A 25002-nucleotide genomic window follows, 5' to 3' on the forward strand; every position below is an offset into this window, starting at 1 on the left:
AATACGCTCGTACAGTCCTTGGCATGACGAACCCGACGAGCACCACCAACGACCTCGGTGCGCCCGCCGCACCGGCCCGGGCCGGCCGCCGTGAGTGGACCGCCCTGGGCGTCCTGATGCTTCCGCTGCTGCTGGTCTCGATGGATGTCTCGGTCCTCTACTTCGCGATCCCGTCCATCACCGCGGATCTGGAGCCGAGCGGCACCCAGCAGTTGTGGATCTTCGACATCTACGCCTTCGTCCTCGCCGGACTGCTCATGACGATGGGCGCGCTCGGCGACCGCATCGGCCGACGCAGGCTGCTGCTGCTCGGGGCCGCCGCCTTCGGGACCGCCTCGCTGGTGGCGGCGTACGCGAACAGTGCCGAGACCCTGATCGCGGCCCGCGCGGTGCTCGGCATCGGCGGTGCGACGCTCATGCCGTCGACGATGGCCCTGGTCCGCACGATGTTCACCGACCCGGGACAGCGGGCGAAGGCGATCGGGCTGTGGTCCGGGGTGATGACGGCCGGGATCGCCCTCGGCTCGGTGATGAGCGGGGTCCTCGTCGAGTACTTCTGGTGGGGCTCGGTCTTCCTGGTCAACCTGCCCGCCATGGCCCTGCTGCTGCTCCTCGGCCCCTTCCTGCTCCCGGAGTCGAAGAACCCCGAGCCCGGCCGCTTCGACCTGCTCAGCGTGCCGCTGTCGATGGCGGCGGTGCTGCCGGTGATCTACGGCCTGAAGGAGATCCCGGCGCACGGGTGGCACGTCCAGTACGTGCTGTCGCTGACGGTGGGTCTGCTGTTCGCCGCGCTGTTCGTGCACCGTCAGCGCACAACGGCGCACCCGCTCATCTCACCTGCCCTGTTCCGCGCCAGGGGCTTCGCTCCCGCCCTCACCCTCAACCTGCTCTCGTCCTTCGCCATGCTGGGCTCGGCGTACTTCACCACGCAGTACCTGCAGTCGGTCCTCGGCAAGAGCGCGCTGGAGGCCGCCCTTTGGGCCCTGCTCCCCTCGGTGCTGATCGGCGTCGCGGCGCCGGTGACCACTCAGCTGGTGCAGAAGGGTGTCGACCGCGCCCATGTCGTGACAGGCGGCTTCCTGGTCGCGGCGTGCGGCTACGGGATGCTCGCACTCGCCGGGACCGATTCGATGTGGCTGGTACTGGCCGGAGCAGGCGTGCTGGCCGCCGGGATCGTCACCGTGATCGCGCAGATGATGGACCTGGCCATGGGCGCCGCTCCGGCGGAGCGGGCGGGCGCCGCGTCCTCGCTGATGGAGACGGGCGCGGAGTTCGGCGGCGCGCTCGGCATGGCGGTCCTGGGCTCGATCGGCACGGCCGTCTACCGGCACGGCATCCCGGCCTCGGCCCCCGTACCGGCCCACGAGACGCTGGGCGGCGCGGTGGCGGTGGCCCAGGGGCTCCCCGGCCGCGCTGGCGCGGAGCTGCTGGCCGTGGCACGCGAGGCGTTCACGAACGGCATGCAGGCGGCTGCGATCGCCGGGGCCGCACTGCTGCTCACCGCGGCCGCACTGGCCGCCGCCTCCCTGCGGGGCATCAAGGTGCGGGACGGTCAGGAATAGCCGACAAAGGACGCACAGCGGGGCCCGGCCACCTCACCACGGCCGGGCCCCGCTGTGTCGTGCTCGGACGTCAGTCCAGGTTCACCGAGCGGGCGGACGTCGCACCGATCTCGTCGGTGATCTCCGCCATCACGTTCTGCGGCACCGTGTCGTCGACGGTCAGGACCGCGAGGGCCTCGCCGCCCGCGATGTCACGCGCCACCTGCATGCCGGCGATGTTGATGCCGGCCTCGCCGAGGATGCGGCCCAGCGTGCCGACCACACCCGGACGGTCGGAGTAGCGCAGCACCACCATGTGGTCCGCGAGCGCCAGGTCCACGTCGTAGTCGCCCACGGCCACGATCTTCTGGTGGTGCTTCGGGCCGGCCAGCGTGCCGGACACCGAGACCTCCTCGCCGTCGGCGAGCGTGCCGCGCACGGTGACCACGTTGCGGTGGTCCGTGGCCTCGGAGCTGGTGGTCAGGCGGACCTCGACACCGCGCTCCTGGGCGAACAGCGGCGCGTTGACGTACGAGACCGTCTCGTCCACGACGTCCTCGAACACGCCCTTGAGCGCGGACAGTTCGAGTACCTTCACATCGTGCTGGGTGATCTCGCCGTACACCTCGACGTCGAGGCGGACCGCGACCTCGCCCGCGAGCGCGGTGAAGATACGGCCGAGCCGCTCGGCGAGCGGCAGACCCGGCTTGACGTCCTCGGCGATGACACCGCCCTGGACGTTCACCGCGTCGGGCACCAGCTCACCGGCGAGCGCGAGACGCACCGACTTGGCGACCGAGATACCGGCTTTCTCCTGCGCCTCGTCGGTCGAGGCGCCCAGGTGCGGGGTGCAGACGACCTGGTCGAGCTCGAACAGCGGCGAGTCCGTGCACGGCTCCTTGGCGTACACGTCCAGGCCCGCGCCCGCGACCCGGCCCTCCTTGAGCGCCGAGTACAGGGCCTCCTCGTCGACGATGCCGCCGCGCGCGGCGTTGACGATGCGGACGGTCGGCTTGACCTTGTGCAGCGCCTCGTCACCGATGAGACCGAGCGTCTCGGGCGTCTTGGGCAGGTGGACGGTGATGAAGTCGGAGATCTCCAGCAGCTCGTCCAGCGACACCACCTTGACGCCCATCTGCGCGGCCCGGGCGGGCTGGACGAAGGGGTCGTAGGCGACGACCTTCATGCCGAAGGCGGACATGCGCTGGGCGACCAGCGCGCCGATGCGGCCGAGACCGACGACGCCGAGGGTCTTCTCGGCGAGCTCGACGCCCGTGTACTTGCTGCGCTTCCACTCGCCGTTCTTCAGAGCGGCGTTCGCCTGCGGGATGTTGCGGGCCGAGGAGATGATCAGACCGCAGGCCAGCTCGGCGGCGGTCACGATGTTCGAGGTGGGGGCGTTGACCACCATCACACCGGCCTTGGTGGCGGCGGAGACGTCCACGTTGTCGAGGCCGACGCCGGCTCGTGCGACGACCTTCAGCTTGCGGGCGGCGGCGACGGCCTCGGCATCGACCTTCGTCGCGGAGCGGATCAGGATGGCGTCGACATCGGCGATCGCCGGCAGCAGCTCGGCGCGGTCCGCGCCGTTGCAGTGACGGATCTCGAAGTCGGGGCCGAGGGCGTCGACGGTCGCGGGCGACAGCTCTTCAGCGATGAGTACGACGGGTTTCGAGCTCACGTGAGTCCTCACAAGTCCAATGCGGACGGCCGTCCCGACGGCCGCAGGCGGTGGAGGGGTGCTAGCCGCGTGGAAGACGCACGACGCTGTGGGCCTGACGCGCTTGTTGTCCAGAAGTGTAGTGGCGTGGCGTGCGTCGCTCCGCGGCGCTGCGAAAGGATCACCCGTCCGTGGCTGGACGGGTGGGACGACGCCGCGCTGCGGACGTCACCCCGGTTCGCCGAAGGGGCCGGAGCGGGCTGCTCCGACCCCTCGGCCGCAAGGCTTACGCCTCCTCGTCGACCCAGCTCATCAGCTTGCGCAGCTGCTTGCCCGTGGTCTCCAGCAGGTGCTCGGAGTCCTGCTTCTTGTACTCGTTGTACTTCTTCAGACCGCCGTGGTACTCGTCCATCCAGTTCTTCGCGAAGCTGCCGTCCTGGATCTCCGCGAGGACCTTCTTCATCTCGGCCTTGGTGGCGTCGGTGATGATGCGCGGACCGGTGACGTAGTCGCCCCACTCGGCGGTCTCGGAGATCGACCAGCGCATCTTCTCCAGGCCGCCCTCGTACATGAGGTCGACGATCAGCTTCAGCTCGTGCAGACACTCGAAGTAGGCGATCTCCGGCTGGTAGCCCGCCTCGGTCAGGGTCTCGAAGCCCGCCTTGACCAGCGCGGTGGTGCCACCGCACAGCACGGCCTGCTCGCCGAAGAGGTCGGTCTCGGTCTCCTCGGTGAAGGTCGTCTTGATGACGCCGGCCCGGGTGCCGCCGATGCCCTTGGCGTACGACAGCGCCAGCGCGAAGCCCTCGCCCGAGGCGTCCTGCTCGACCGCGACGATGCAGGGAACACCGCGGCCCTCCTCGTACTGGCGGCGCACCAGGTGGCCCGGGCCCTTGGGGGCGACCATGCACACGTCCACGCCCGCCGGGGGCTTGATGAAGCCGAAGCGGATGTTGAAGCCGTGGCCGAAGAACAGCGCGTCGCCGTCCTTCAGGTTCGGGGCGATGGACTCCTCGTAGACCTGCGACTGGATCGGGTCCGGCACCAGGATCATGATGACGTCGGCCTCGGCGGCGGCCTCCGCCACGGTCACCACGCGCAGCCCCTGCTCCTCGGCCTTGACCTTGGAGCTGGAGCCCTCGTGCAGACCGACGCGCACGTCGACGCCGGAGTCGCGCAGCGACAGCGCGTGGGCGTGGCCCTGGCTGCCGTAGCCGATGACCGCGACCTTGCGGCCCTGGATGATGGACAGGTCGGCGTCAGCGTCGTAGAACAGCTCGGCCACTTTCGGTTCTCTCCTTGGGATGCTGATGTTGCTTCCCACCGTATGACGGCGGGCGAAGGGAAAGTCTCGGGGTCTCGCAATGCGGGCGGCCGACGGTCGGCCGGCCTCCCGTCACCGCTCGTACGGATCCTCTCCGAGTCCTACGCGGACCTGTCGAGGGCGCGCAGGGAGCGGTCCGTGATCGACCGGGCCCCGCGGCCGATCGCGATCGTGCCGGACTGGACCAGTTCCTTGATGCCGTACGGTTCCAGCATCTTGAGCATGGCCGAGAGCTTGTCGCTGCTGCCGGTGGCCTCGATGGTGACCGCCTCGGGGGAGACGTCCACGGTCTTGGCGCGGAACAGCTGGACGATCTCGACGATCTGGGAGCGCGTCTCGTTGTCGGCGCGCACCTTCACCAGAACGAGCTCCCGCTGAACGGCCTGCGCCGGCTCCAGTTCGACGATCTTCAAAACGTTGACCAGCTTGTTGAGCTGCTTGGTGACCTGCTCGAGCGGCAGGTCCTCGACGTTCACCACAATGGTGATACGGGAGATGTCGGGGTGCTCGGTGACACCGACCGCGAGCGAGTCGATGTTGAAGCCCCGGCGGGAGAACAGGGCGGCGATCCGGGCGAGGATGCCGGGCGTGTTCTCGACGAGGACCGAGAGGGTGTGCTTGGACATGGTTCTCACTCAGCTCTCTCAGTCGTCTTCGCTGTCGCCGAAGTCGGGACGGACGTCCCGGGCGGCCATGATCTCGTCGTTGGAGGTGCCGGCCGCGACCATCGGCCACACCATCGCGTCCTCGTGGACGATGAAGTCCACGACGACGGGACGGTCGTTGACGGAGTTCGCCTCTTCGATGACCTTGTCGAGGTCCTCCGGGGACTCGCAGCGGATCGCGTAGCAGCCCATGGCCTCCGCCAGCTTCACGAAGTCGGGGACGCGGGTGCCCGCGCCGGCCGGCTTGGCGGAGCCGCCCGGTCCCTCGGGGCCGGAGTGCAGCACGGTGTTGGAGTACCGCTGGTTGTAGAAGAGGGTCTGCCACTGGCGGACCATCCCGAGGGCGCCGTTGTTGATGATGGCGACCTTGATCGGGATGTTGTTCAGGGCGCAGGTGGTCAGCTCCTGGTTGGTCATCTGGAAGCAGCCGTCGCCGTCGACCGCCCAGACCGTACGGTCCGGAGCGCCGGCCTTGGCACCCATCGCCGCCGGGACCGCGTAGCCCATGGTTCCGGCGCCGCCGGAGTTCAGCCAGGTGCGGGGCTTGTCGTACTCGATGAAGTGCGCGGCCCACATCTGGTGCTGTCCGACGCCCGCGGCGAAGATCGTGCCCTCCGGCGCGAGCTGCCCGATGCGCTCGATGACCTGCTGCGGGGAGAGCGAGCCGTTCTCGGGCAGGTCGTAGCCGAGCGGGTAGGTCTCGCGCCAGCGGTTGAGGTCGTTCCACCAGGCGGTGTAGTCGCCGCGGTGGCCCTCGCTGTGCTCCCGCTGCACCGCCTGGACGAGGTCGGCGATGACCTCGCGGGCGTCACCGACGATCGGCACGTCGGCGACGCGGTTCTTGCCGATCTCGGCCGGGTCGATGTCGGCGTGGACGATCTTGGCGTGCGGCGCGAAGCTGTCCAGCTTGCCGGTCACACGGTCGTCGAAGCGGGCTCCGAGGGCGACGATCAGGTCGGCCTTCTGCAGCGCGGTGACGGCGGTGACCGCACCGTGCATGCCCGGCATCCCCACGTGCAGCGGGTGGCTGTCGGGGAATGCGCCGAGCGCCATCAGGGTGGTGGTGACGGGCGCTCCGGTCAGTTCGGCGAGGACCTTCAGCTCGGCGGTCGCCTGCGCCTTCAGGACGCCGCCGCCGACGTAGAGGACGGGCCGTCGCGCGGCCGTGATCAGCTTGGCCGCCTCGCGGATCTGCTTGGCGTGCGGCTTGGTCACCGGGCGGTAGCCGGGCAGGTCCATGACGGGCGGCCAGCTGAAGACCGTCTGCGCCTGGAGGGCGTCCTTGGCGATGTCGACGAGGACCGGTCCCGGGCGGCCGGTGGAGGCGATGTGGAAGGCCTCCGCGATCGTCCGGGGGATCTCCTCGGCCTTGGTCACGAGGAAGTTGTGCTTGGTGATCGGCATCGTGATGCCCACGATGTCCGCCTCCTGGAAGGCGTCCGTGCCGATCGCCTTGGAGGCGACCTGGCCGGTGATCGCGACCATCGCCACCGAGTCCATGTGGGCGTCCGCGATCGGGGTGACCAGGTTGGTGGCGCCCGGGCCCGAGGTCGCCATGCAGACGCCGACCCTGCCGGTGGCCTGCGCATAACCGGTGGCCGCGTGGCCCGCACCCTGCTCGTGCCGCACCAGCACGTGCCGCACCCGCTGGGAGTCCATCAGCGGGTCGTACGCCGGAAGGATCGCACCGCCGGGAATGCCGAATACCGTGTCGGCGCCGACCTCCTCGAGAGAGCGGATGAGGGACTGCGCACCCGTCACGTGCTCGGGCGCGGAGTGGTGTCCTCCGGATCGGGGCCGCGGTTGCGGATGAGGGGCCCCGGTGGCCTGCTCGGTCATCGGCATTCTCTTCTCGATGCTGAGGGTTTTTGCGAGGTTTGTACGTTGTTCGAGTGGTGCCTGTGCAACAAAAAACCCCTCGTGCCGGTAGGCAAGCGAGGGGAGCGCGCCGGGTGTGGTCGCTGGAGTCTCCGGTTCATTTCCGGTGGATCCCAGCTCAGCCGACGCGCTGTCCAAGTACGAGAATTCGGGTGCGCATGGAACTGACCCTCCCCCCGGCACGCTGCCACTGTCAAGTGGGTGGGACAGGAGTCTCATTATGTGAGCGTAGGCCCGTCCCGCCTCCGAAAACGGCAGGAACACCACTGGTGTACGCCCGCCCGCCTCCCCCGGCGAAGGCCGGTTCGACGGGTCCATGGGGCACGGGGTAGTGGCCGGAGGCCAGCGCCCGGCGCAGCCGGTATTCGTCCAGCGGACCGGCGAACGCCATGCCCTGCCCATGGGTGCAGCCCATCGCACTCAGGGCCACGACCTGCTCGGGCAGATCCACACCGGAGGCGATCGACTGAAGGCCCAGATCGCCCGCGATACGCAGCAGCCCACTGGTGATCTTGTGCAGTCGCGCCGACTCGACGACCCCCTCCACCAGGCTGCGGTCGAGTTTCAGCACGTCGACCGGAAGCCGGCGCAGTGCCGTGATGGTCGCGTAGCCGTTGCCGAAACCGTCCAGGGCGACCCGGACGCCGATTCTGCGCAGGGCGCCGAGCCGGCGTTCCAGTTCGTCCAGACAGGTCCCCGGATCGGTGTCGGACAGCTCGATCATCAGGGCACCCGAGGCCAGACCGTGCCGGGTGAGCAACGCCTCGACGGAGCCCAGCGGCAGGGAGCGGTCGAGGAGCCGGCGGGCGCTCATCCGGACGGCGACGGGCACGACGTGCCCGGTGGCGGTGCGCTCGGCGGCCTGCGCCACCGCTGCCTCGAGCACCCAGCGGTCCAGCTCGGCGGTTCTGTCGCTGTCCTCGGAGACGCGCAGGAACTCCCAGGGGGTGAAGAGCACACCCTGGGAGGAGCGCCAGCGCGGCAGGGCACTCACCGACGTGATCCGGCCGCCTTCGAGCGACACCACCGGCTGGTGCAGCAGGGTGAACTCGCCGCCGTGCAGCGCGGCCCGCAGCCGGGTGGCCAGTTCGGCCTTGCGTACGACGTCCTGCTGCATCTGCGGTGCGTACAGCTCCACGCGGCCCTTGCCCGCGGCCTTGGCGCGGTACATCGCGAGGTCGGCGTTGCGCAGCAGCTCGCCCGCGCCAAGACCCGGCTCGGCGAAGGCCACGCCGATGGACGCGGCCACCCGGACATCGTTGCCGTCGACGTCGTACGGCTGCGAGAGGGTGCCCCGGAGCCGGTCGGCGAGTTCCAGGATGTGCCGCTCGCGCGCGGAGCGGTCGCGGGTGCCGTCGCCCACGATGAGGGCCGCGAACTCGTCGCCGCCGAGGCGGGCGGCGGTGTCGCTCTGCCGGACCGCGTCATGGAGTCTGCGGGCCGCCTGGACGAGCAGTTCGTCCCCGGCCTGGTGCCCGATGGTGTCGTTGACGGCCTTGAATCCGTCGAGGTCGATGAAGAGGACGGCGGTGCCGCGGTCGGAGGAGCGGCGCCCGGACAGCGCCTGCTGGACGCGCCGGGTGAACAGGGCGCGGTTGGGCAGATCGGTCAGCGGATCGTGCTCGGCGTTGTGCTGCAGCTGCGCCTGCAGGCGCACCCGCTCGGTGATGTCCCGGCTGTTGAAGATCAGCCCGCCCTCGTGGCGGTTGACCGTGGACTCCACGTTGAGCCATCCGCCGGCACCTGACCTGAAGCGGCACTCGATGCGGGTGGTGGGCTCCTCGGTGTGGCCCGCGGTGAGGAACCGGCGCACCTCGTGCACCACACGCCCCAGGTCCTCGGGGTGGATGAGCATGGCGAGTTCGGTCCCGACGAGTTCCTCGGCGGGCCGTCCGTAGACACCGGCGGCGGCCGGGGAGACGTACCTGAGGATGCCGTTGGGCGCGGCGATCATGATGACGTCGCTGGAACCCTGCACCAGGGAGCGGAAGTGGTTCTCCTTCTGGGCGAGTTCCTGGGTGAGGGTGATGTTGTCGAGCAGCATGATGCCCTGGCGCACGACGAGCGCCAGGACGACGGCCCCGGCGGTGACGAGCACCATCCGGTCGACACGGTGGCCGTTGAGGACGTTGTAGAGGATCCCCAGCGTGCAGACGGCGGCGGCGAGATAGGGCGTGAGCGCGGCCAGCGAGCCGGAGATCGGGCGGGTGGCCGGATACCGGTCGTGGTCCTGCGGGAGCACGGGCGGGCGGCCGTCGTGGCCCGGACCCGGCGGGAGTCCGTGGCCGCGGTCCTCAGGGAGCGCGCGCGGGTGTTCCCCCGGCAGGTCGGCGCTCTGCGGGGCCGGTCGGCGCTGCTCCGGCACGTGTTCGTGCACACGGCGGGCGTGCCCGTCGCCGTCGGGGTGTCCGGACCGGGCGCCGACCCAGGGGGCGTAGGCGAGGAGCAGCGAGCCTGAGAACCAGCCGGCGTCCAGCAACTGGCCCGAGTGATAACTGTCGTGCAGCAGCGGCGAGGTGAACAGGGCGTCGCACATCACGGTCAGGGCGAGCCCACCGATCGCGGTGTTGACCGCGGAGCGGTTCACCGCCGAGCGCCGGAAGTGGAGCGCCACCACCATGCTGATCAGGGCGATGTCCAGCAGCGGATAGGCGAGCGACAGCGCGGTGTGCGCGACGCTCGGCCCGTCGAACTTCGCCGCCTGGGCCAGCGCGAGGCTCCACGACAGCGTCAGCAGCGAGCCGCCGATCAGCCACGCGTCGAGCGCGAGACACACCCAACCCGCCTTGGTGACTGGCCTCTTGGCGAGTACGAGCAGTCCTACGATCGCGGGCGGGGCGAAGCAGAGGAAGAACAGATCGGCACAGCTCGGCGAGGGGACGGGACGGTCCAGCACGACCTCGTACCAGCCCCAGACCCCGTTGCCCAGCGCCGCCATGGCGGAGGAGAGCGCGAACAGCAGCCAGGCGGGCCGGAAGACACCACGGCGGCTGCGGGCGTAGACGAGACAGGAGACCGACGCGGTGCCTGCCGCGACGCTCAGCCCGAAATCCCCCATGAACAGCGCAAGGCCCCGGGAGCCCCAGCCGACCGCGGAACCGACGGCGTATCCCGCGCAGATCAGGGCCAGGACGAGTTGCGGAACCAGGCGCATACGGCCGTCCGGCATTGGACGGCGGGCCACCAGCGCTCCGGGGGAACTCACCGGGCCCTCCCGCTCCGGGGCGCCGCCGGATCCCTCTGGTCCCGGTGCGCCGGGTGGGAGTGCCTCTTGCGGCCGCCGTGCCTGCGGTGGTGGTGATGGCCGCCGTGACCGCTGTGGCCGCGCCTGCGTGTCGCGGCTCGCCAGGGTCGCCGCCCGCGACTCCGCCGCGTCGGATCGTTCGTCCATAGGCCGTGCATCGCCCGTCGCCCCCCTCGCATGTCTGAAAGCTTCGTCCCCGGCGCCGAGCGGTGTACGGCGCTGCCCCTGTCGGGACGATACACCAGCATCGTCACTCAGGGACATAGTTCCTCTACGCTCAGTGACGATCGATGGGAATTCGGGCACGTAACGCGCACGAAGGACTGCGGAGTGTGCCGGAAGCGGACGCGGAGCGAACGGCGAGCGATGTACGCGCCGGTCGTGCGACCGCGTACGGCCTGTACGCGGTCGGCGGCTCAGGCCCGATCCCGCGCCGCGCGGGCCGCGCGCACGGCCCGGAACTCCTTTGTGTCCGCGCTCCCGGCGGCGCTAGGCCCCGGTCCGCAACACTGCGTTCTGCAACGGCTCCCCTTGTGCGAAGCGGTTCAGCTGCAGGCCGAGGAGACGCTTGACGCGGGGCCAGAACGCCGAGGTGGGGCCGCCGACATGCGGACTGATGAGCACGCCGGGCGCATGCCACAGGGGGTGCCCCTTCGGCAGCGGTTCGGGATCCGTGACGTCGAGGGCCGCCATGAGGCGGCCGGTCTCCGTCTCGGCCAGGAGCGCCCCGGTGTCGACCACCGGTCCGCGCGCCATGTTCACCAGCAGCGCCCCGTCCTTCATACGGGCCAGGAAGCCGGCGTCGACCATGCCCTTCGTCTCCGCCGTGAGCGGCGTGACGATCACCACCACGTCGGCTTCGGGAAGAAGTTCGGACAATCGGGAGAGAGGATGCACGTGACCGCGCGCCGTCTCGCGCTCGTGGCGCGCGACGCGCGCCACCCGCGCGACCTCGAACGGCACGAGCCGGTCCTCGACGGCGGCGCCCACCGCCCCGTAACCCACGATGAGTACGGACCTGTCGGCGAGGGCGGGACGGAAGCCGGCCCGCCACTCCTCCCGGTCCTGTCCCCGGACGAAGTCGGGGATCCCGCGCAGCGACGCCAGGATCAGGGCGAGGGCGAGTTCGGCGGTACTGGCGTCGTGCACTCCACGGGCGTTGCACAGCAATACCCCCTCGGGCAGCCGGGAGAGGCCCGGCTCGACGTGGTCGACGCCGGCGGAGAGCGTCTGCACGACGCGGACGGACGTCATCGCGGCCATCGGACGCACCGCGACCTCGCTCCCCTTCATGTAGGGGACGGCGTAGAACGCGCAGTCGGCCGGGTCCGCGGGATAATCCGGGCCGCCGTCCCAGTACCGGTACGTGAGGCCCTCCGGCAGCCCCTCGATCTCGTCGGTGCGGAACGGAAGCCAAACCTCGACAGTCATGCCCAGGAGGCTATGCGAAGCGTCCGGCACCGCATTCGTTAGGTTGGGGTGCCAGGAAAGGGAGGGCACGGCCAGGTGGAGCGCAGGACGATCGGCGCGGCGACGCTCGAAGTGGGGGCGGTGGGACTCGGATGCATGCCGATGAGCTGGGCCTACTCCGGTTCGCGGCAGCGCGGCGACGAGTCCGCACGCGCGGTGCACCGGGCGCTGGATCTGGGGATCACACTGCTCGACACGGCGGACATGTACGGGCCGTTCACCAATGAACTGCTTGTGGGCCGGGTCCTCAAGGAGCGGCGGGCCGAGGCCTTCGTGTCGACCAAGGCCGGTCTGCTGGTGGGCGAGCAGCACATCGTGGCCAACGGCCGCCCCGGCTATGTGAGGCGCGCCTGCGACGCGTCGCTGCGCCGGTTGCAGACGGACGTCATCGACCTCTACCAACTGCACCGCGCGGATCCCGAGGTTCCCGTCGAGGAGACCTGGGGCGCCATGGCGGAGCTGGTGCGCGCGGGCAAGGTCCGGGCGCTGGGGTTGTGCGCCATGGGTGTACGCGGCGGACGGCGGTCCGGGGCGCGGCTGTACGACGACACGATCCGGCAACTGGAGCGGGTGCAGCAGGTCTTCCCGGTGAGCGCGGTGGAGGCCGAACTGTCGGTGTGGTCACCGGAGGCCCTGAACGCGCTGCTGCCGTGGTGCGCGGCGCGCGGGGTCGGCTTCCTGGCCGCGATGCCTCTCGGCAACGGCTTTCTGACCGGCACCCTGACCCCCGGCGAGGGCTTCGAGCCCGACGATCTGCGTGCCCGGCACCCGCGCTTCACGGCCGAGATGATGGCGGAGAACCAGCCGATCGTGGCCGGTCTGCGGGAGGTGGCCCGTCGGCACGGGGAGGACATCACACCCGCCCAGGTGGCGTTGGCCTGGGTCCTGGCACAGGGCCGTCACGTGGTGCCGGTACCGGGCGCCAAGCAGGAGCGCTGGGTCACGGAGAACGCGGCCGCGCCGGGACTGCGCCTGAGCCAGGAGGACCTTTCGGACGTGGCGGTCCTGCCGGCGGCCCAGGGCTCGTGGGACTGAGCCCTGATCCCCGCCTTCGGCGCCTGTGCACCACGATCCCGATCGGGGCGGCATGGAACCGTCCGGGGCCCGAGCGGTGTAGGAAAGGAAGAGGGCACCGCGTCGAAGGGACCGTGATCGTGCAACGTCGAGCTGTGACAACCGCGTTGGCCGCGTCCGCGCTGCTGCTGGCGGCGGGCTGCTCCTCCGGCGGCGGTGACACGCCGGGCGGTGGGAGCGTCTCCTCGAGCAGTACGGCACCGGGGCCCTCCGGCTCCCGGGAGACGGGCGAGCACACCCCGCCTGCGACCGGATCGGTCCGGGTGGTGCGCACCGTCGCGGCGGACCTCAAGACGCCCTGGGGCCTCGCACCGCTGCCCGGCGGCGGACTGCTGCTCGCCGACCGCGACGACGGCACCATCACACGGATCGACGACAGGACCGGCAAGAAGACGCTCCTGGGCTCGGTGCCCGGTGTCTCCGCGGCAGGCGAGGGCGGACTGCTCGGCATCGCCCTCTCCCCCGACCACGCCTCGGACCACCTGGTCTACGCGTACCTCACCACGGACTCGGACAACCGCATCGTGCGCATGCTGTACGACACGAAGAAGCCCTCCGGTGAGCAGCTCGGGGCGCCGGACACCGTCTTCAAGGGCATCCCGAAGGGAACGATCCACAACGGCGGCCGGATCGCGTTCGGCCCGGACGGGATGCTCTACGCCGGAACCGGCGAGTCGGGCAACCGGGGGCTGTCCCAGGACCGCGACTCCCTCGGCGGCAAGATCCTGCGCATGACCCCCGAGGGCGAACCCGCGCCCGGTAACCCCTTCGGGGACTCGGTCGTCTACTCCTACGGCCACCGCAACGTCCAGGGGCTCGCCTGGGACGACAAACAGCGGCTGTTCGCCTCGGAGTTCGGGCAGGACACCTGGGACGAGCTGAACGCGATCAAGCCCGGCGACGACTACGGCTGGCCGATCGCCGAGGGAAAGTCCACCGATCCCCGGTTCCACGGCCCGATCGCCCAGTGGCGCACCGACGAGGCGTCCCCCAGTGGCATCGCCTATGCGGAGGGTTCCATCTGGATGGCGGGCCTGCGCGGGGAACGGCTGTGGCGCATCCCGCTCAAGGGCACGCAGTCGTCCGCGCCGCCGCAGACGTTCCTGAAGGGCACCTACGGCCGTCTCCGCACGGTGGTCCCGGCCGGCGGCAACAAGCTCTGGCTCACCACGAGCAACACGGACGGCCGTGGCAACCCGTCCGGGACCGACGACCGGATCCTGGAGGTCGAGGTGTCGTAGAGCGGCGCCTCGGGTCATCCCGCCGTCAGTCGGTCTCCGGGCTCCGCCGGGAACAGCCGCAGCCGGTGCGCCAGCGCGGCGGCCTCTCCGCGGCCCGAGACGCCGAGCTTGGCCAGGATGTTCGAGACGTGGACGCTGGCGGTCTTCGGGGAGATGAACAGCTCCTCGGCTATCTGGCGGTTGCTGCGCCCGACGGCGACCAGGCGGAGCACGTCCCGCTCCCGATTGGTGAGCCCCAGCGACTCGGCGGGGTCCACCACCGCGGGCCGCGCCGCGGACGCCGGGGTGAGCCGGGCACGGCGTCCGAGCAGCGCCACCGACTCCGCGAGCGGCCGGGCGCCCAGGTGGTCGGCCACCGCGGCGGCCAGCCGCAACAGCTCCGCGGCGCGCTCACGCTCGTCCTCGCCGCTGCCCGAGGCCAGCAGCGACTCCGCGAGACGCAGACGGACACGGGCCAGGTCGTACGGGCGGTCCAGGGCCTCGAAGGCGGTCGCGACCTCCCACCAGTCGCGCGGCGCACCGCAGCCCTGGGCGCGCAGCAACTCGGTGCGGACCCAGCGTTCGTACGCCTGCCACACCGGGACGTTCGTGGTGAGCTTCTTGGCGGTGTCACGGATCCGCTCCAGGACCCCGGCCCGGCCCGGCTCGGCCGCGGGCAGGCCCAGGGAGTCGGCCTCTGCGGTGGCCGAGGCGAGCAGGAGCGGCCACGCGTAGCGATGGGTGCCCGGGGGGAAACCCGTCGCCAGGGCGCCGTCGAGGGCGGCGCGGGCGTCGTCGAGGCGGCCCTGGGCGGCGGCGATCCCGATGGCGGCCCGCACCAACGGCAGTTCGTGCTGCGCCATCGTGCCATGGGTGCCGAAGTGCCGACGGGCTGCGGCCAGTTGGCGCTCCGCCTCGGGCAGGTCGCCGCGGGCCAGCGCGAGCATCGTGTGGAGCGTGGCGCGGAAGCCGCGGGGCTTGGCGCTCTGGCCGACGCGCTCGGAGGCCGTCGCGGCCTCGGCGGCCTCGTCCCAGCGGCCGAGGGAGGTGAGGGACTCCCCCAGATTGCCCCACACCCAGGCCTCGGAGTCCGTCAGACCCAGCGTCCGGGTCAGGTCCAGGCCCTCGCGGAGCACCTCGACCGCTTCCTTGGACCGGCCGATGCTCTCCAGGTAGGACGGCAGGTTCACATGGAGGCGTCCCGCCACATAGGTGTTGCCGAGGGCCGCCGCCTGCTCCTTGACCTCGTACATCTCCACGAGCCCGGCCTCGATGTCGCCCGCCTCGACGAGGAGGCCGCCCAGGGTGAGACGGGCGTTGAGCTCGATGTCGCGGGCGCCCACCATCCGTGCGTACTCCACGGCGCGCTCGGCGGCCGACAGCGCCTCGGGGCCGGGCACGTGCTCCATCGACCAGCCGGCGACCGCGGCGAGCACCTCGGCGTGCACCTCCGACGGAGGCAGTCCGCGCACCAGCCCCTGAGCGGTGGTGAGTTCCTTCCAGCCGTCGCCGCGGGCCGTGTGCTGCACCAGCCGGGAGCGCTGCACCCAGAACCAGGCGGCGCGCAGCGGGTCCTCGTCCTCCTCGAGGAGGCGCAGAGCCCGCCTGGTGATCTTCAGAGCCCGCTCGCGCTCTCCGCTGAGCCGGCCCGCGACGGCCGCCTCGGCCATCAGATCGAGATAGCGCAGAGGGGTGGTCGCCGGATCGCAGCCGCAGGCCGGATACGCCTCGGCGTGGTCAAGCGGGCGCAGCGCTGCCCGTACGTCGGCGGGGGCGACCTCCCACAGCTCCATCGCCCGCTCCAGCAGCCGCAGTTGCTCGGCATGCGCGTGCCGGCGGCGGGCCTCGACGGCGGCGTCGAGGACCACGGGCAGGGCCTTGGCCGCGTCGTGGGCGTGGTACCAGTAGCTGGCCAGCCGGGGGGCGCGCTGGTCGGCCGGGACGAGTGCGGGGTCGGCCTCCAGCGCCTCGGCGTAACGCCGGTTGAGGCGGGAGCGCTCGCCGGGGAGCAGATCGTCGCTGACCGCCTCGCGCACCAGCGAGTGGCGGAAGCGGTAGCCGTCTCCGTCGGGCGTGGCGAGAAGGATGTTGGCGCCCACGGCGGCACGCAGGGCCTCGATGAGATCGTCCTCCGCGAGCCGGGCCACGGCCGCGAGGAGGGGGTACTCCACCGTGGAGCCTCCCTCGGCGACGATCCGGGCGACCCGTTGCGCGGAGTCCGGCAGCTTTTCGACGCGGACGAGGAGGAGGTCGCGCAGGGAGTCGGTCAGGCCCGTGCCGCAGCAGCAGCCCTCGCAGCAGGCCACCGCCAACTCCTCGACGAAGAAGGCGTTGCCGTCGGACCGGGCGAAGATGTCGTCGACCTGGGCGGGGTCGGGTTCGGCGGCCAGTATGCCGGCGATCTGGCGCTCCACCTCCGCCCGGCTGAACCGGCCGAGCTCGATGCGGCGGACCGTGCGGAGACGGTCGAGTTCGGCGAGGAGGGGGCGCAGGGGGTGCCGGCGGTGGATGTCGTCGGAGCGGTAGCTGGCGACGACGACCAGGCGACCGCTGCGCAGGGTGCGGAGAAGATAGGCGAGCAGATGGCGGGTGGAGGCATCGGCCCAGTGCAGGTCCTCAAGGGCGAGGACGACGGTGCGGCGGGCGGCGACCCGCTCGAGCAGCCGGGCGGTGAGCTCGAAGAGACGGGCCATGCCCTCCTCGTCGTCCCGCGGGCCGCGCCGTGCCTCACCCAACTCCGGCAGCAGCCGGGCCAGTTCCTCCTCCTGCCCGGCGGCGGCCGCGGCGAGCTCCCGGGGAAGCTGCCGGCGCAGTGCCCGCAAGGCGGTGGAGAACGGGGCGAAGGGCAGCCCGTCGGCGCCGATCTCGACGCAGCCGCCGAGCGCGACGACGGCGCCCGCGCGCGTCGCCGCGGCTGCGAACTCCTCGATCAGCCGCGTCTTCCCGACGCCGGCCTCGCCACCGACGAGCAGCGCCTGCGGCTCGCCGCCGTCATCGGGCGCCCCGGAGCCGCCGGCGCGGACGAGGGCGTCCTGCAACGCCGTCAACTCATCGACGCGACCGACGAACACGGGGCTCACGGACCTGGTCTCCACGCTCCCGAGGATGACACGCGCGTCCGACAGTGCGGCACCGAATATCGCCGCCTGCCCATCGGGCACGGGGGACCGCGGCGCCGGAAGGCGTGAAGCGTTGCCCCGCGTCTGCGGATCCGGGGCGGGGGCGAGCGGCGGTACCCGCACCGCGGACGATTTCCTCGGTTCGGCGTTCAGGCCGGCCCGGGTACGGGCCGTCAGCGCATCCGGCACCCGGACCGCGGTGGACGCGGCATCGCCGTCGGCCGGCTTCGGCATCGCTGTGTGTCCCTCGGGAACCGCCGCCGCGGAGCCGGTCGCGGCCGGGTGCGGCCCCTGCCGTGGCGCCCGGGCGGTCGACCCGCTCGCCGCCGGGGCTCGGCCCGGGCCGGCCGCCCGGGTCCTCGCGGGCTTCTCCGGATACGGACGGCCGTCCCCCGTGCGGCCGTCCGCGGGGAGCGCGGCGCGCAGGTCGCCGCCCTCCCGCCGCGCGTTCACGCGGTGCGGGGCGCACGGCGGGACCGATGCCGGTCGTGGCCGTGATCCCGGCCCTCCCCTTCTGATTCCCGGGCGGCCCTGCGGGCGACGCGGCGCCCGCGCGTTGCTTCCCGGCTGAGCCGATGGCGCTCCGCCTCGCGGATGAGCTCGGCGGTGCGGATGCGGTGCAGTTCGTACTCGAACACGGTTCTTCCCCCAGGACGGATCAATGGGCGACCTCGCTCTTTGCGAGGCCTCAACCCTCGTCCCCCAGGGGGGTCCGCCACATCGGGAGGGTTCCGCATCTTCCGCGGTGCGCGGGGGCCTTAGAGACGCGAAGGGGGTCGCAGGGCCTGCGTAAGGATGCGACGCAGGCCCTAGGACCCCTCCGGTCCGTCCCGGCTCAGCCGGCGGACGGCAGTCCGAGCAGGACGTCGGTGTACTTGAGGACGGCCAGGAGCAGGCCGACGACGCCCAGGGCCACACCCGCCCAGGCGGCCGACTTGATCCACGGCGCCTGCGGCCGGCCCGGCGCGCCGAACGCCGGGCGGGCGAGGACCACGACACCCACGAGCAGCGCGGCCAGTGCGAACACGCCGCCCCACAGCGCGGTGGCCTGCCAGGCGTCGCCGTACACCGCCTGGATCTGCTTGGCGACGCTCGCCGAGGACGAGGTCTGCAGCTGGCCCACGAGCGTCTCGCGGGCGGCGGCCACGGTGCCCATCCAGCTACCGGTCAGCGAGACGACGCCGAGGCCTGCGGACACCACCGCTCCGGCGCCCTGTCCCACCCCCGACTGCCCCTCGGAGGCGGCCTCCTCGGGCGCGAGTTCCTCGGGCGCGGTCTCCTCGGGGGCCGTCTCCTCGGACACGACCTCGTTCGCGGGCTTCTCGCCCGTGTCGCCGGCGGTTTCCCCGGCCTCGGTGGCGTTCACCTTGTCCTCGTCGTTCGTCGTCTCGGCGCCGGTCTCGATCCCGGCCTCGTCAACTGTCTTGGTTCCCATGCCTCGCACCGTACGGACGCTGTCTGAGAGGTCTCTTAATGATCGTCGCGGGCGTCTTGCGCGCGTGCCGCCCGCCACTCGGGCGCGAGCACCGACCACACCTCGGTGTCCTGGCGTACTCCGCGGTAGAGGAACCTCTGCCGCAGCACGCCGTCACGACTCATGCCCAGCCGCCGCGCCACATTGATGCTCGGAATGTTGGCGGACGACGCGTACCACTCCACACGCTGGATGCCGCGCTCGTCAATCGCCCAGTCGATGAGCACCCGCATCGCGCGTGTCACCAGACCCCTCCCGGTCCCGTCGGGCTCCAGCCAGCAGCCGACCTCGCAGGTGCCGCCCGCCGCGTCGAAGACGCGGAAGAGCACGCCCCCGACCAGCTTCCCCTCCAGCCACAGCCCGTGCAGGCTTCCCCCGTCGGCGGCACGCTTGTCCGCGTACGACTGCAGGATCTCCCTGGCGGAGGCCACGTCCGTGGCGCCCGCCCCGAACGGGATGTGCTCGGTGACGAAGTCCCGCCCGCGGTCCAGGTGCGCCAGGAACTCCTCGGCGTGCCACGGTTCCAGCGGACGCAGTTCGGCCCTGTCGTCACCCAGGGATATCTCGTACATCCTCGTGCTGCTCCTTCGCCCCCGCGCCCGCCGGCACGGCCTCGCCGGCGCGCTGCTCCGGAATCGTCGCACGGCACTCAGCCGGCTCGATGCACAGGCGCGGCAGCCTGCGGTCGAGCCAGGTCGGCAGCCACCAGTTGGCGCCGCCGAGCAGATGCATCAGGGCGGGGACGAGAAGGGTGCGCAGTACGAAGGCGTCGAGGGCGACGGCCGAGGCGAGCCCGATGCCGAACATGGCGATCACACGGTCGCCGCTGAGCACGAAGGCCAGGAAGACGGAGATCATGATGACGGCCGCGGAGTTGATCACCCGGCCGGTCTCGGCGAGACCCACCCGCACCGCGCGCCGGTTGTCGCCCGTCTCCAGCCACTCCTCGTACATGCGGCTGACCAGGAACACCTGGTAGTCCATGGAGAGCCCGAAGAGCACCGAGACCATGATCACGGGGAGGAAGGGCTCGATCGGCCCGGCCCGGCCGAGTCCGAGCAGTTCGCTCCCCCAGCCCCACTGGAAGATCGCGACGACCACGCCGAACGCGGCGGCGACGGCGGCCACGTTCATCACGGCGGCCTTCAGCGGGATGGCGAGGGACCGGAAGGCGAGCAGGAGCAGCACACAGCCGAGGCCGATCACCACACCCACGAACAGAGGTAGCTTTCCGACGATCACATTCGCGAAGTCGTCGTAGACGGCCGTGATGCCGCCGACGTGCACGTCGAGGTCCGTGCCCTGCTCGGCGCGCGGCAGCACCTCGGAGCGCAGCCGTTTCACCAGTTCACTGGTCTGCTGCGACTGCGGGGCGGAGTCCGGTACGACGGTGAGGTAGGCCGTGTCGCCGCCGCTGTTGTACGTCGCCGGGGTCACCGAGGCGACACCCGGGGTGGCCTCGAGGGCGCTGTCCAGATTGTCGAGCGCGAGCTTGTCCTCGGCGCCTCGCACCTGCGTGACCAGGGTGAGCGGGCCGTTGACGCCGGGCCCGAAGCCCTCCGCCATGAGGTCGTAGGCCTGCCGGGTGGTCGAAGCCTTGGGGTCGTTGCCCTGGTCGGAGGTGCCGAGGTGGAGGGAGAGCGTGGGCAGCGCGAGCAGGGCCATCACGGCCAGGGCGACGACGCCGAGCTTCTTCGGGTGGCGTTCGACGAACGCGGACCAGCGGGCGGAGAGCCCGGTCGGCACCTCGGGCCCCGGCCCGTGCTCCTGCAGCCTGCGCCGCTCACGCCTGCTGAGGGCGCGCGGGCCGATGAAGGACAGCAGCGCGGGCAGCAGGGTCACGGAGGCGGCGACGGTGAGCAGGACGGTCAGGCTGGCGGCGATCGCGACGCCGTTGAGGAACCCGAGGCGCAGGATCAGCATGCCGAGGAGCGCGATGCACACGGTCGCACCCGCGAAGACCACGGCCCGCCCGGTGGTGGCGACGGCGCCCGCCGCGGCCTCGTCCGCCGGGACACCGCGCTTCAGGCTGCGCCGGTGCCTGGTCACGATGAACAGTGCGTAGTCGATGCCGACGCCGAGCCCGATCAGCATGCCGAGCATGGGCGCGAAGTCGGCGACGGTCATCGCGTGCCCGAGCAGTCCGATGCCCGCGTACGCGGTGCCGACCCCGGTCAGGGCGGTGGCGATGGGCAGCAGGGAGGCGGCCGGTGATCCGAAGGCGAGGAAGAGCACCAGGGCGGCGACGGCCACGCCGACGATCTCGGCGAGATGCCCGCCCTTGGCCTCGGTCGCCCCGACGGCGCTGCCGCCCAGCTCGACCTTGAGGCCGTCGGTCTCGGCGGACTCTGCCGCGTCGACCACGGCCTTGGCCTCGCCCTTGCCGATGTCCTCGGCCGACCGCTCGAAGGTGATGGTGGCGTACGCCATGCGGCCGTCCCGGCTGATCTGGTCGCTGTGGCCGTCCTTGTAGGGACTGGTGACGGCGGCGACGCCGTGAAGGTCCGCGATGTGGTCCAGGGTGCGGGTCATCGTCTGCTCGACGTCGGCGGCACGCACACCCTCGGCACCGGTCTGCCAGACGACGGTGTCGCTGTCGCCGCCGAGACCGGGGAAGCCCCGCTCGAGCAGCCCGGCGGCTCGATGGGACTCGGTGCCGGGGATGCCGTAGTCACTCGAGTACGCGGTGCCCGCGACGGTGGACGCCGTGGTGACACCGGCGAGGGCGACCAGCCAGAGCACAACGGTGACGAGACGGTGGCGTACACACCAGCGTGCGAGGTCTGCCAACGGACGTGCTCCCTGGGAGTGATTCATGGATCTTTGTCCGGGAACAGTCGTCGATGAACTGAACAGCCCGGAAAGAACGAATGAGCAATCCCCATCACTCTGGCAGCCGTGGGAGATCGTTTGTCGCTTTCGTGGGCTTCGTCACAAGACGGCAAACGATTCAGGGGAACAATCTGCGCGGTTTCCTTGCTATATAAGGTTTCGGTAAGCGACACAGGGGCGGCCCATCTCAGAGATGGACCGCCCCTGTGGGCGCTTCTGCGGCTGGTCTCAGCCCTCGCCGACGCCCAGCTTCGCCAGGATCAGCTCCTTGACGCGCGCGGCGTCGGCCTGGCCGCGGGTGGCCTTCATGACGGCGCCGACCAGGGCACCGGCCGCCGCGACCTTGCCACCGCGGATCTTGTCCGCGATCGCCGGGTTGCCCGCGATGGCCTCCTCGACCGCGGAGGTCAGGGCGCCCTCGTCGGAGACGACCTTCAGCCCGCGCTTGTCGACGACCTCGTCCGGCGTGCCCTCGCCCGCGAGCACACCCTCGATGACCTGGCGGGCGAGCTTGTCGTTCAGATCACCGGAGGCCACCAGCTCGGAGACTCGGGCGACCTGCTCCGGCGAGATCGACAGCTCCTCCAACGTCGTGCCGGCCTCGTTCGCATGCCGGGCGAGCTCGCCCATCCACCACTTGCGGGCGGAGGCCGCGTCGGCGCCCGCCTCGATGGTGGCGACGATCGAGTCGAGCGCACCGGCGTTGAGGATCGCCTGCATCTCCGTGGCGGAGACGCCCCACTCCTCGAGCAGCCGGGTGCGGCGCACGAGAGGCAGCTCCGGCAGCGTCCCGCGCAGCTCCTCCACCCACTCGCGCGGGGGCGCGACGGGCACCAGGTCCGGCTCGGGGAAGTACCGGTAGTCCTCGGCCTCCTCCTTGGTGCGGCCCGAGGTCGTCGTGCCGGTGTCCTCGTGGAAGTGGCGGGTCTCCTGGATCACCTTGCCGCCGCCGTCGAGCACCGCGGCGTGCCGCTGGACCTCGAAGCGGGCGGCGCGCTCGACGGAACGCAGCGAGTTGACGTTCTTCGTCTCGGAGCGGGTGCCGAACTTCTCGGAGCCCTTCGGCATCAGCGACAGGTTCACGTCGCAGCGCATCTGGCCCATCTCCATCCGGGCCTCGGAGACACCGAGGGCCCGGATGAGCTCGCGCAGCTCGCGGACGTACGCCTTCGCCACCTCGGGCGCACGCTCGCCCGCTCCGACGATCGGCTTGGTGACGATCTCGATCAGCGGGATACCGGCGCGGTTGTAGTCCAGCAGGGAGTGGTCGGCGCCGTGGATGCGGCCGGTGGCACCGCCGACGTGCGTCGACTTGCCGGTGTCCTCCTCCATGTGGGCGCGCTCGATCTCGACGCGGAAGGTCTCGCCGTCCTCCAGCTGCACGTCGAGGTAGCCGTTGAAGGCGATCGGCTCGTCGTACTGGGAGGTCTGGAAGTTCTTCGGCATGTCCGGATAGAAGTAGTTCTTCCGGGCGAAGCGGCACCACTCGGCGATCTCGCAGTTCAGCGCGAGACCGATCCGGATCGCGGACTCCACGCCGATCGTGTTCACGACGGGGAGCGCGCCGGGCATGCCGAGACAGGTGGGGCAGGTCTGCGAGTTCGGCTCGGCGCCGAGCGCCGTGGAGCAGCCGCAGAACATCTTGGTCTTGGTGCCGAGTTCGACATGGACCTCGAGGCCCATGACGGGGTCGTACGAGGCCAGTGCGTCCTCGTACGACACCAGGTCGGTCATGGTGGTCACGGTGAAACTTCCCTCTCAGCCCAGCAGGACGTCGTCGTCGCCCAGCCGCTTCAGCTCGCGGTAGAGGATCGCGAGGCCGGTGACGATGGCGGCGGCGGACACGGCCGCGTCGATCAGGCGCAGCGTGTCGTGCTCGAGGCGGGCCTTCTTGGCCTGCTTCGCGACACCGAACGCGCCGAACGCGGTGGTGGCCATGGACAGGTACATACCGGACTTGGACTTCTTGAAGCCCTTGGCCTTGGACAGTGCCGTACTCACAGCGACGGAGCCTCCTCGAGAAGCGGGTGCCCCCACTTTTCCACGAAGGCGGCCTCGACGGCGGCGCCGACCTTGTAGAGGCGTTCGTCCTTCGTCGCCGGGGCGATGATCTGCAGGCCCACCGGGAGGTTGTCCTCCGGCGCGAGACCGCAGGGCAGCGACATGGCGGCGTTGCCCGCCAGGTTGACCGGGATGGTGCACAGGTCGGCCAGGTACATCGCCATCGGGTCGTCGGCGCGCTCGCCGATCGGGAAGGCGGTCGTCGGGGTCGTCGGCGACACGATCACGTCGACCTGTTCGAAGGCCTTCTCGAAGTCCCGGGTGATGAGCGTACGGACCTTCTGCGCGGACCCGTAGTACGCGTCGTAGTAGCCGGAGCTCAGGGCGTACGTGCCGAGCATGACCCGGCGCTTGACCTCGGCGCCGAAGCCCTCCGCGCGGGTGATGGAGGTGACCTCCTCCGCGGAGCGCGTGCCGTCGTCGCCGACGCGCAGCCCGTAGCGCAGACCGTCGAAGCGCGCCAGGTTGCTGGAGCACTCGCTCGGTGCGATCAGGTAGTACGCGGCCAGCGCCAGGTCGAAGGACGGGCAGTCCAGCTCGACGATCTCGGCGCCCAGCTCCTTGAGCAGGGCGACGGACTCGTCGAAGCGCTGGATGACACCGGCCTGGTAGCCCTCGCCGCGGAACTGCTTGACGACACCGACGCGCATGCCCCGGACGGTGCCGTTGCGCGCGGCCTCGACGACCGGCGGCACCGGGGCGTCGATGGAGGTGGAGTCGAGCGGGTCGTGTCCGCCGATGACCTCGTGCAGAAGGGCGGCGTCCAGGACCGTACGGGCGCAGGGTCCGCCCTGGTCGAGGCTGCTGCTGAAGGCGACCATCCCGTAGCGGGAGACCCCGCCGTACGTCGGCTTGACGCCGACCGTGCCGGTGACGGAGGCCGGCTGGCGGATGGAACCGCCGGTGTCCGTGCCGATGGCCAGGGGGGCCTGGAAGGAGGCGAGCGCGGCGCTGGAACCGCCGCCGGAGCCGCCGGGGATGCGGGTGAGGTCCCAGGGGTTGCCGGTCGGGCCGTAGGCGCTGTTCTCCGTCGACGACCCCATGGCGAACTCGTCCATGTTGGTCTTGCCGAGGATGACGACGTCGGCGTCCTTCAGCTTCCTGGTGACGGTCGCGTCGTACGGCGGGATCCAGCCCTCGAGGATCTTGGACCCGACGGTCGTGGGCACGCCCTTGGTGGTGAAGATGTCCTTGAGCGCGAGCGGCACACCCGCGAGCGGGCCGAGCTTCTCGCCCCGCGCCCGCTTCTCGTCGACGGCACGGGCCTGCGCCAGCGCGCCCTCGCGGTCCACGTGCAGGAAGGCGTGCACCTTCTCGTCGACGGCCTCGATCCGGGCGAGGTGGGCCTCGGCGACCTCGACGGCGGTCAGCTCGCCGGAGGCCACCTTCTCGGCGGTCTCGGCGGCGGTGAGCCGGATGATGCTGTTCTTGTCCGTCATG

General features: G+C 71.1%; 17 protein-coding genes. 3 read left to right on the forward strand and 14 right to left on the reverse strand.

Annotation, left to right across the window (positions count from 1 at the left end; all coding sequences use genetic code 11):
- Positions 1-23 precede the first annotated feature (23 nt).
- Complete coding sequence (locus tag ADL25_RS18890; RefSeq protein WP_059128938.1) at positions 24-1562, forward strand: MFS transporter; 1539 nt, start codon at positions 24-26, stop codon at positions 1560-1562.
- A gap of 70 nt (positions 1563-1632) precedes the next feature.
- Here the strand turns inward: ADL25_RS18890 and serA are convergent, their stop codons facing one another.
- From serA to ADL25_RS18920, 6 genes are all read right to left on the reverse strand, one after another.
- Positions 1633-3222 (reverse strand): phosphoglycerate dehydrogenase, encoded by a 1590-nt coding sequence (serA, locus tag ADL25_RS18895; RefSeq protein ID WP_059128939.1) that lies wholly within the window; start codon positions 3220-3222, stop codon positions 1633-1635.
- Positions 3223-3487: 265 nt separating this feature from the next.
- Complete coding sequence (gene ilvC / locus ADL25_RS18900) at positions 3488-4486, reverse strand: ketol-acid reductoisomerase (protein WP_059128940.1); 999 nt, start codon at positions 4484-4486, stop codon at positions 3488-3490.
- A 140-nt stretch (positions 4487-4626) separates the two neighbouring features.
- Complete coding sequence (gene ilvN, locus ADL25_RS18905; RefSeq protein WP_059128941.1) at positions 4627-5151, reverse strand: acetolactate synthase small subunit; 525 nt, start codon at positions 5149-5151, stop codon at positions 4627-4629.
- Positions 5152-5169: 18 nt separating this feature from the next.
- Entirely contained in the window at positions 5170-7035 is a 1866-nt protein-coding gene (locus ADL25_RS18910; protein WP_059128942.1) for an acetolactate synthase large subunit, read from the reverse strand.
- 226 nt (positions 7036-7261) lie between these two features.
- Complete coding sequence (locus ADL25_RS18915) at positions 7262-10237, reverse strand: EAL domain-containing protein (RefSeq protein ID WP_079050455.1); 2976 nt, start codon at positions 10235-10237, stop codon at positions 7262-7264.
- Between the two features lie 564 nt (positions 10238-10801).
- On the reverse strand, positions 10802-11743 hold the full coding sequence (locus ADL25_RS18920) for a 2-hydroxyacid dehydrogenase (protein ID WP_059128944.1): 942 nt from the start codon (positions 11741-11743) through the stop codon (positions 10802-10804).
- A gap of 75 nt (positions 11744-11818) precedes the next feature.
- On the opposite strand from ADL25_RS18920, the gene ADL25_RS18925 reads away from it, so the two are divergent.
- Both ADL25_RS18925 and ADL25_RS18930 read left to right on the forward strand, forming a co-directional pair.
- Positions 11819-12817: an aldo/keto reductase gene (locus tag ADL25_RS18925; RefSeq protein WP_059128945.1), complete on the forward strand. Its 999-nt coding sequence runs from the start codon at positions 11819-11821 to the stop codon at positions 12815-12817.
- Between the two features lie 113 nt (positions 12818-12930).
- Entirely contained in the window at positions 12931-14097 is a 1167-nt protein-coding gene (locus tag ADL25_RS18930) for a PQQ-dependent sugar dehydrogenase (RefSeq protein ID WP_059128946.1), read from the forward strand.
- Positions 14098-14111: 14 nt separating this feature from the next.
- Here the strand turns inward: ADL25_RS18930 and ADL25_RS18935 are convergent, their stop codons facing one another.
- The 8 genes from ADL25_RS18935 to gatA form a co-directional block, all read right to left on the reverse strand.
- Entirely contained in the window at positions 14112-17183 is a 3072-nt protein-coding gene (locus ADL25_RS18935) for a helix-turn-helix transcriptional regulator (RefSeq protein ID WP_059129003.1), read from the reverse strand.
- A 461-nt stretch (positions 17184-17644) separates the two neighbouring features.
- Positions 17645-17833 (reverse strand): hypothetical protein, encoded by a 189-nt coding sequence (locus tag ADL25_RS18940; RefSeq protein ID WP_059128947.1) that lies wholly within the window; start codon positions 17831-17833, stop codon positions 17645-17647.
- 197 nt (positions 17834-18030) lie between these two features.
- Positions 18031-18630 carry a hypothetical protein gene (locus ADL25_RS18945; RefSeq protein WP_059128948.1) on the reverse strand — a complete coding sequence of 200 codons (600 nt, stop codon included), beginning with the start codon at positions 18628-18630 and terminating at the stop codon, positions 18031-18033.
- A gap of 35 nt (positions 18631-18665) precedes the next feature.
- On the reverse strand, positions 18666-19241 hold the full coding sequence (locus ADL25_RS18950) for a GNAT family N-acetyltransferase (RefSeq protein ID WP_059128949.1): 576 nt from the start codon (positions 19239-19241) through the stop codon (positions 18666-18668).
- The gene (locus tag ADL25_RS18955; RefSeq protein WP_059128950.1) at positions 19219-21459 is read right to left on the reverse strand and encodes an MMPL family transporter; all 2241 of its coding nucleotides are present in this window, start codon (positions 21457-21459) and stop codon (positions 19219-19221) included. The genes ADL25_RS18950 and ADL25_RS18955 overlap by 23 nt, the downstream gene beginning before the upstream one ends.
- Positions 21460-21729: 270 nt before the next feature.
- Entirely contained in the window at positions 21730-23244 is a 1515-nt protein-coding gene (gene gatB / locus ADL25_RS18960; RefSeq protein WP_059128951.1) for an Asp-tRNA(Asn)/Glu-tRNA(Gln) amidotransferase subunit GatB, read from the reverse strand.
- A 15-nt stretch (positions 23245-23259) separates the two neighbouring features.
- Positions 23260-23502: a hypothetical protein gene (locus tag ADL25_RS18965; RefSeq protein ID WP_059128952.1), complete on the reverse strand. Its 243-nt coding sequence runs from the start codon at positions 23500-23502 to the stop codon at positions 23260-23262.
- Complete coding sequence (gene gatA, locus ADL25_RS18970; RefSeq protein WP_059128953.1) at positions 23499-25001, reverse strand: Asp-tRNA(Asn)/Glu-tRNA(Gln) amidotransferase subunit GatA; 1503 nt, start codon at positions 24999-25001, stop codon at positions 23499-23501. Before gatA ends, ADL25_RS18965 begins: the two co-directional genes overlap by 4 nt.
- Between the last annotated feature and the right edge of the window lies 1 nt (position 25002).

Source organism: Streptomyces sp. NRRL F-5122 (assembly GCF_001507435.1).
Taxonomy (GTDB): Bacteria; Actinomycetota; Actinomycetes; order Streptomycetales; family Streptomycetaceae; genus Streptomyces; species Streptomyces lannensis.